We start from the raw sequence: 6,137 nt of genomic DNA, 5'->3' as shown, positions 1-6,137 counted from the left end.
GGGATGTACGCGTCGAGGCAACGAGACGTTGAGTCCGCGAGCACTAATCAAGATCGCCACACAGTCATACCGCATTGGCTCAGTTTCGAGACGACCGGTCGTCTTCGAGAATGAGTCCAGGCGTTAACTGGATCGCACGTACACTAACATTGCCTTTCCGATGGTTGGTACCATCGTCGGCGGTTCGATTCCGCTGGTCGGCGTTAAGGCGGCCACAGCGGTGAGGTAACACCCGTACCCATCCCGAACACGGAAGTTAAGCTCACCCACGTGGCAGCAAGTACTGGAGTGCGCGAGCCTCTGGGAACACTGCCTCGCCGCCTGCCACTCATACTCACCCTCACGAGCACCGCGCTCGTGGGGGTTCGTTCATTTCGAACGCGCAGCGACCGCACAGCGACCGCGCCGCACGGCGGCCGCGCAGCGGGAATACAGTGGTGCGACATCCCCGAAACGTAGCGCTTAAGCGGGTGACGGGTCTATGACGAACTGCGCCAAGGTGGCAGAGTCCGGCCGAACGCAGCGGCCTGCAGAGCCGCCCACCGCCGGTTCAAATCCGGCCCTTGGCTTTTCTATCGCGACGAAATACGGTCGAAGACGAGTAGGAGCTGGTCGGGACGATCGTCGGTGAGACGCCCGTGACTGACGACAGGTCGTACGCTTGGGCCTACCAGGACACGTCTGACCAGTACCAAGCCGCCCCGATCAACGGTGAAGGAAACTACGAACTCCACGTGCGATTCGACGATATCGGCGCCGAGTCGACGATCCGCGTCGCGACGCCGAGCTACGAGATCGAGGACCCGCTGGGCGAGGTAACCGACGGCGTGGTTACCGCTCTCTGAGACGGCGTCGAGCTTCGGTCGCCTTTTTATTCACCTCGCCCGTCGTTCCGTAGCATGGACGAACGAATCCGCGAGCACGCCGAGGTACTCGTCGACTGGAGTGCACGCATCGAGTCGGGCGATAACGTCGTGCTATCGGTCGACGAGGGTGCTCACGACCTCGCGGTCGCCACGGCCGAACTGCTGGGCGAGCGCGGCGCGAACTTGGTAGCGACGTACAGCTCCGGCGAGGTCCAGCGAGCGTATCTCCGCAGCCACGACGGCGAGTTCGACGTTGATCCTGCCCACGAACTCGCGCTCTTCGAGAACGCCGACGCCTACCTTGCACTGGGCGGCGGCCACAACACGAGTGCGACGGCCGACGTACCCGGCGAGCGGCGCCGCGCCCACGCCCGTGCGACCGAGGAGATCCGCGAGGCGCGTCTCGCGACCGACTGGGTGAAGACGGTCCACCCGACGCGATCGCTGGCCCAGCAGGCGGGGATGGCCTACGAGGAGTACCAGGACTTCGTCTACGACGCCGTCCTGCGCGACTGGGACTCGCTAGCCGGGGAGATGGATCGACTCAAACGGATCTTCGACGACGGGGACGAAGTCCGCCTCGTCACCGACGACACCGACCTGACGATGTCGATCGAGGGTCGGACCGCGGTCAACAGCGCCGCTTCGGTCGCGTACGACTCTCATAATCTCCCCAGCGGCGAGGTGTTCACGGCACCGTACGCCACCGAGGGCGAGGTGCGTTTCGACGTGCCGATGACGATCCGGGGCAAGCGGGTCGCCGACGTCCAGTTGGTCTTCGAGGACGGCGAGGTCGTCGACTTCGCGGCGGGCCAGAACGAGTCCGTGATCGCCGACGTGCTGGAGACCGACGACGGCGCTCGCCGACTCGGCGAACTCGGCGTCGGGATGAACCGGGGGATCGATCGGTTCACCGACAACATCCTGTTCGACGAGAAGATGGGCGACACTGTCCACCTCGCGCTTGGGCGAGCGTACGACGCCAACCTGCCAAACGGGGAGTCGGGTAACGACAGCGCCGTCCACGTCGATCTGATTACTACGGTCGCCGAGGACTCCCTGTTGGAGGTCGACGGGGAGGTCGTCCAGCGGAACGGCCAGTTCCGGTGGGAGGAGGGGTTTGAGGAGTAGTCTCGCGAGCACAGCGAGCGGCTTTTGCCCCACCTTTTCGAGGGGCGGACCAGTGAGCCCCAAAAAAAGGTGGTCGTCCCGCGAAAGGTCGATTCTGGTGGGAAGACAGCTTCGAGAGTAATCGACCATTTGGACGCCGATTCCGGGCAGTACGGCCCGCGCCGTCGGAACTATGATCCTCCAGTCGTACGATAGCTGATATGATTGCCGAGGGGACGCAGGCGCCCGAGTTCACCGCACCGGCCGCGATCGACGGCGAGATCCGGGAGCTGACGTTCAGCGAGCACGCCGACGGGCGGATCGCAGTTCTCGCGTTCTATCCGGCCGACTTCAGTCCGGTGTGTACCGACGAGCTGTGCTCGCTGCGCGACATCGACCTGTTCAACCTCCAGCGCGACGTGACGATTCTCGGCGTCTCGACGGATAGCGCGTTCAGCCACCGGGAGTTCGCGCGTCAGAACGGCTTGGAGTTTCCGCTGGTTAGCGACGACGACGGGCGGGTCGCGGAGCGCTACGGCGTCCTCGGAACTGAGCTCCACGGCCACAGCCGCCTCGCCCAGCGGTCGGTGTTCGTCGTCGACGACCGCGGCACGGTCCGGTACGCCTGGCGGACCGACGAGCCCACGCAACTGCCCGACGTCGATGATGTCCGGGAGGCCGTCGATTCGATCCAGGACGACCGCGGCGCGATCGAGCGCTACCGGACCGCCCACGAGCACCTCGAGTACGGCCGCTCGGAGAACGAGAGCGCGCTCGCCGCGTACGACGATGCGTCGTGGAAGGTCGCCGCCGAGGCGTTCGGCGAGGCCGAGTACTACTTTCAGGAAGCGGAGACGGGGTTCGACACGGCCCGACGGTTCGCCGAGTCCGACAACATCGCGCGGGCCAGCGACCGGGCCAAGCAGAAGGCGAGCCATTACCGGCAGGCGGCGCGCTGGTACGCCGCCGCGGCGCGACGGCAGGCCGACGACGAACGGGCCATCGCGGCGGAAACCGCCGAGGACGCCGAAGTCGCGCTGGGTCGCGCTCGCGGAATGGAGCCGATCCCCGACCTCTACTCGTTCTGACGGCGGGCCGTGGCGGCGCCGCAACGTGGTTCGAGACTACGCGGCATCCCGCAGCGACTCTGCGTGAACTGATGCTGCGGTACGCGACAACACGACTTCTATAATGGTCCTTAATGAAGGAAAGGCTCTCCCAACCCATGGGTGACGTACTAGGCAACGTTTATAATTATCTATCATCCACTATCCGATGATGACGCGACGCACCCGAGAGATGCTGTCCGAGACCGAGTATCCAATCACGACCGACGAACTGATCGAACGACACGGCGACCGACGGATCGACCTCGACGACGGCGCCGAGACGATCCGTGAGATTCTGGCTCGCATCGACGCCGAGACGTACGAGCGGCCGGAGGACGCCGAGTACGCCATCTACTCGTCCGTCAGCGAGCGCGCGATCGGCCGGAAGGGGTACAGCGACCGCGATCCGACGCCGCCGGGTAGTCCACACGGCCCGGATCAGGTTTCGTTCTGACGCGGTCGGCGCGGTCGCTGCCCCTCCCGTTTCGGCTATCGAGGATATCGAACGCTGACACCGCTGCGCGGGCCGTGAAGCGCCCGATCAGGCCAGGTCGATGCTGCCGTCGAGGTCGAGCGGGACGGTTCCGGTTGCGTACCCCTCGATCCGTCCGGTCGGACGGGCGCGAAACACCACTGCCGGGCGGTGTGGGAGCGCCGGTCGCTCGCCGCGGACGGCCGCCCATTCGTCGTCTCGGAAGCTCGAACAGTCGACGAACAGCACGGCGTCGCCGTGCTCGCTCAGCTGTCCGCTGGCCTTTCCGTTGGCGGTTTCCCGGACCGCGGCGGTCGGCGTGTTCGCGTTGCGCCGCGTCGGGGGCTGGGGTCGCGTCACTTCGACGATGGTCCCCGGAGCGTCGGCGCCGTCGGGATCGCCACCGTCGGCCGCGGGAACGTCCGTCGGCGTCGCGCGGAAGTCCAGCGAGTGACCGGTTCCGACCGCGATCTCGGGCGTGATCCCGTAGCCGGCGTCGGTGAGGATCTTCGCGGCGTTGAACTCGCCCATCGCCGCGGTCATGCGAACCCGGTCGAACACCTCGCTGGTTCCGAGCTTGCCGGCCATCACTTCGCGCTCGTCGTCGAACGCGCCGGTCGCGAGAAAGTCGTCGTAGAACGCCATCGCGTCCTCGCCGTCGGCGTCGGGGAAGCCCGCGGCGTGGTCCCGGAAGAACGCCCGGGTCGTCTCCCGACCGTCTTTGGACATGAACACCGGCAGGAAGAACCACGTGAGGTGGTCGTACGGTTCGAGCCACGGTTCGGCGTCGAGCAGCTCCGCCAGCAGCTCGCGCTGGCAAAAGCGCGCGACGTGGTACGGAACCTCGGTCCAGCCGAACTTGTCGGTACGCCAGAGCGTCTGGGGCGTCTCGGTGTTGCCGAGCCAGTACCCCTCGTCGTCGCGCCAGAGAAACAGCGCGATGTCGCCGTTGTCGACGTCGAACCGCCGGACGGACCAGCCGCCGCCGGGGTCGAACCGCGGAGCGACGGCGTCGGCCCCGAGGTTGTCGTCCAGCGGGGACAGGAGCTCACGCTGGACGCGGTCGGGCGTCCAGCGCTCGGTCGACTTGCGGAAACGAAGCGGACTCGCCACGGCCGTGCGTAGGAGTCCGGCCCGTATACCTGTTTTCCCCGCGACGGAGCGCCGCCGGCGGCGCTGCGTTCCGCTCCCTGACAACTACGCTGAACCTGTACTCGATCGCTGCGATCCGGCCGTCCATAGGCGGGTGTTTCCGCCTCCACGGGAGTGTGAACAACCGTTACATTGATAAGTCACAGCGGCCTACTGTGTTCGTACTTACCATGTCAATGGGTGCCTATGACGAGGACGAACACGAACGTCGCGAGCAAAAGACCAGCGAGGTCGACGCCGACTTCGACGGAGCGCGGTCCGAGTACCGCGGTACCGTCGAGTACGACTCCGGCGACTCCGCCGAGGAGCTGCTCGACGCGTTCGAGCAGATCAAGTCCGATTGAACCGCTCTCCTTCTACTAATCCGTCGAGTCAGACTAGCGGCCGCTGTTTCCGCGAACGACGCGTCGACGCCGACGCTCGGCGATCTCCGCGGGTCCTGATCCCCGGTTAGTCCCACCCCGGCGTCGGCGGCGCGCCGCGCTCGCCCTCGACGACCGCGGCGAGCGACGGATCGGCCGCGTCGGCGTCGCGCCGCTCGCACCACTCGTCGGCGGCCGCGCCGACCCACGAGTCGGCGTCGAGCGCTCGCTCTCTGGCCGCTTCGTAGCGTCGGTCGTCGACGCTCGTCGTGCCGGGGCTCGACGCCGCCGCGACGCCGACGAACTCCGCGCGATCCGCCGCGGTCGGCTCGCCCTCGGCGATCCGGTCGACGGCCCCGGCCAGTCGCGCGGGATCGGGATGAACGAACAGCTTTTCGCCAAGCGCTTGCGGGCCGAGCAGGAGTCCGTCGGCGTCCTGACGAGCCTGCGAACCGGGGGTGGTAGTGCTGTGCGCTACGGCGTCGTCGGGCGGCTCGTCGTCGAGCAGCCTGTCGCCGCCGAACGCACCTTCGACCCGCTCGCATTCGGTCTCCTGGTCGAGCGTCAGGTTGTGGCCCGGGTAGCTCGAACACTGCTGGGGGTAAAGCTCGTCGCCGTGAATCCGGCACTGCAGCGTCTCGGGATCGAGGAAGACGCAGGCCGGGAGCCACTCCGGGTCGTCGTCGAACGGTGCGACCGGTTTCGGAACCGTTCGGAGCCCGACGAAAAAGACGGGGCTGCCGCCGATGCCGGCGAGCTCTCGGCCGTCGATCTCGACGCCGCCGTCGTCCAGCCAGAGCCGCGGCGTCATCGCGTCGCCCAGTCCAGCTTCGAGGAACGCCCGGACCTCTCCACGCCGGAGCGGGACGAGGTTGTAGGTGTCGTCCAGCGGTCTGCGGTTCCCGCGGCGCTCGCGGTCGTCGGGCTCGTCGACCAGCGCGCGCCAGTCGATACAGCAACCGGCACAGCCCTCGCAGTCGACCTCCATGGGAGTACGTACGCGACGCTGGCTAAAATCCGTAGTCCCGTTCGTCCGTCGCGGACGTGAACGCTTTCCGGGTGGCGC

General features: G+C 66.7%; 7 protein-coding genes, 1 tRNA gene and 1 rRNA gene. 7 read left to right on the top strand and 2 right to left on the bottom strand.

Annotation, left to right across the window (positions count from 1 at the left end; all coding sequences use genetic code 11):
* Positions 1-204 precede the first annotated feature (204 nt).
* The 6 genes from rrf to NO931_RS16695 all read left to right on the top strand — a co-directional run bounded on the left by rrf (position 205) and on the right by NO931_RS16695 (position 3,539).
* Positions 205-326: ribosomal RNA gene (gene rrf / locus NO931_RS16720) — 5S ribosomal RNA — on the top strand.
* Positions 327-493: 167 nt separating this feature from the next.
* A tRNA-Cys gene (locus tag NO931_RS16715) sits at positions 494-569 on the top strand.
* Positions 570-638: 69 nt separating this feature from the next.
* Entirely contained in the window at positions 639-845 is a 207-nt protein-coding gene (locus NO931_RS16710; protein WP_256393496.1) for a hypothetical protein, read from the top strand.
* A gap of 54 nt (positions 846-899) precedes the next feature.
* Positions 900-1,997 (top strand): aminopeptidase, encoded by a 1,098-nt coding sequence (locus tag NO931_RS16705; RefSeq protein ID WP_256393495.1) that lies wholly within the window; start codon positions 900-902, stop codon positions 1,995-1,997.
* A gap of 200 nt (positions 1,998-2,197) precedes the next feature.
* Positions 2,198-3,064 (top strand): redoxin domain-containing protein, encoded by an 867-nt coding sequence (locus NO931_RS16700; RefSeq protein ID WP_256393494.1) that lies wholly within the window; start codon positions 2,198-2,200, stop codon positions 3,062-3,064.
* Between the two features lie 187 nt (positions 3,065-3,251).
* Positions 3,252-3,539 (top strand): DUF5789 family protein, encoded by a 288-nt coding sequence (locus NO931_RS16695; protein WP_375142074.1) that lies wholly within the window; start codon positions 3,252-3,254, stop codon positions 3,537-3,539.
* A gap of 87 nt (positions 3,540-3,626) precedes the next feature.
* Here the strand turns inward: NO931_RS16695 and NO931_RS16690 are convergent, their stop codons facing one another.
* Positions 3,627-4,670 carry a DUF5784 family protein gene (locus NO931_RS16690; protein ID WP_256393492.1) on the bottom strand — a complete coding sequence of 348 codons (1,044 nt, stop codon included), beginning with the start codon at positions 4,668-4,670 and terminating at the stop codon, positions 3,627-3,629.
* A 209-nt stretch (positions 4,671-4,879) separates the two neighbouring features.
* Here NO931_RS16690 and NO931_RS16685 point away from each other — a divergent pair, with 209 nt between their 5' ends.
* On the top strand, positions 4,880-5,053 hold the full coding sequence (locus NO931_RS16685; RefSeq protein WP_256393491.1) for a DUF5786 family protein: 174 nt from the start codon (positions 4,880-4,882) through the stop codon (positions 5,051-5,053).
* A 106-nt stretch (positions 5,054-5,159) separates the two neighbouring features.
* Here the strand turns inward: NO931_RS16685 and NO931_RS16680 are convergent, their stop codons facing one another.
* Complete coding sequence (locus tag NO931_RS16680; RefSeq protein WP_256393490.1) at positions 5,160-6,059, bottom strand: YkgJ family cysteine cluster protein; 900 nt, start codon at positions 6,057-6,059, stop codon at positions 5,160-5,162.
* Positions 6,060-6,137 lie beyond the last annotated feature (78 nt).

This window comes from Natronoarchaeum rubrum (assembly GCF_024494695.1).
Note: the sequence above shows the minus strand (reverse complement) of the source record. Positions and strands in the feature narration are given on the sequence as shown.

Bases quoted from the DNA above. Each gene is read 5' to 3' on its own strand.
- NO931_RS16685 (WP_256393491.1), top strand. From the start codon at position 4,880: ATGTCAATGGGTGCCTATGACGAGGACGAACACGAACGTCGCGAGCAA.
- NO931_RS16700 (WP_256393494.1), top strand. From the start codon at position 2,198: ATGATTGCCGAGGGGACGCAGGCGCCCGAGTTCACCGCACCGGCCGCG.
- NO931_RS16695 (WP_375142074.1), top strand. From the start codon at position 3,252: ATGATGACGCGACGCACCCGAGAGATGCTGTCCGAGACCGAGTATCCA.
- NO931_RS16680 (WP_256393490.1), bottom strand. From the start codon at position 6,059: ATGGAGGTCGACTGCGAGGGCTGTGCCGGTTGCTGTATCGACTGGCGC.
- NO931_RS16705 (WP_256393495.1), top strand. From the start codon at position 900: ATGGACGAACGAATCCGCGAGCACGCCGAGGTACTCGTCGACTGGAGT.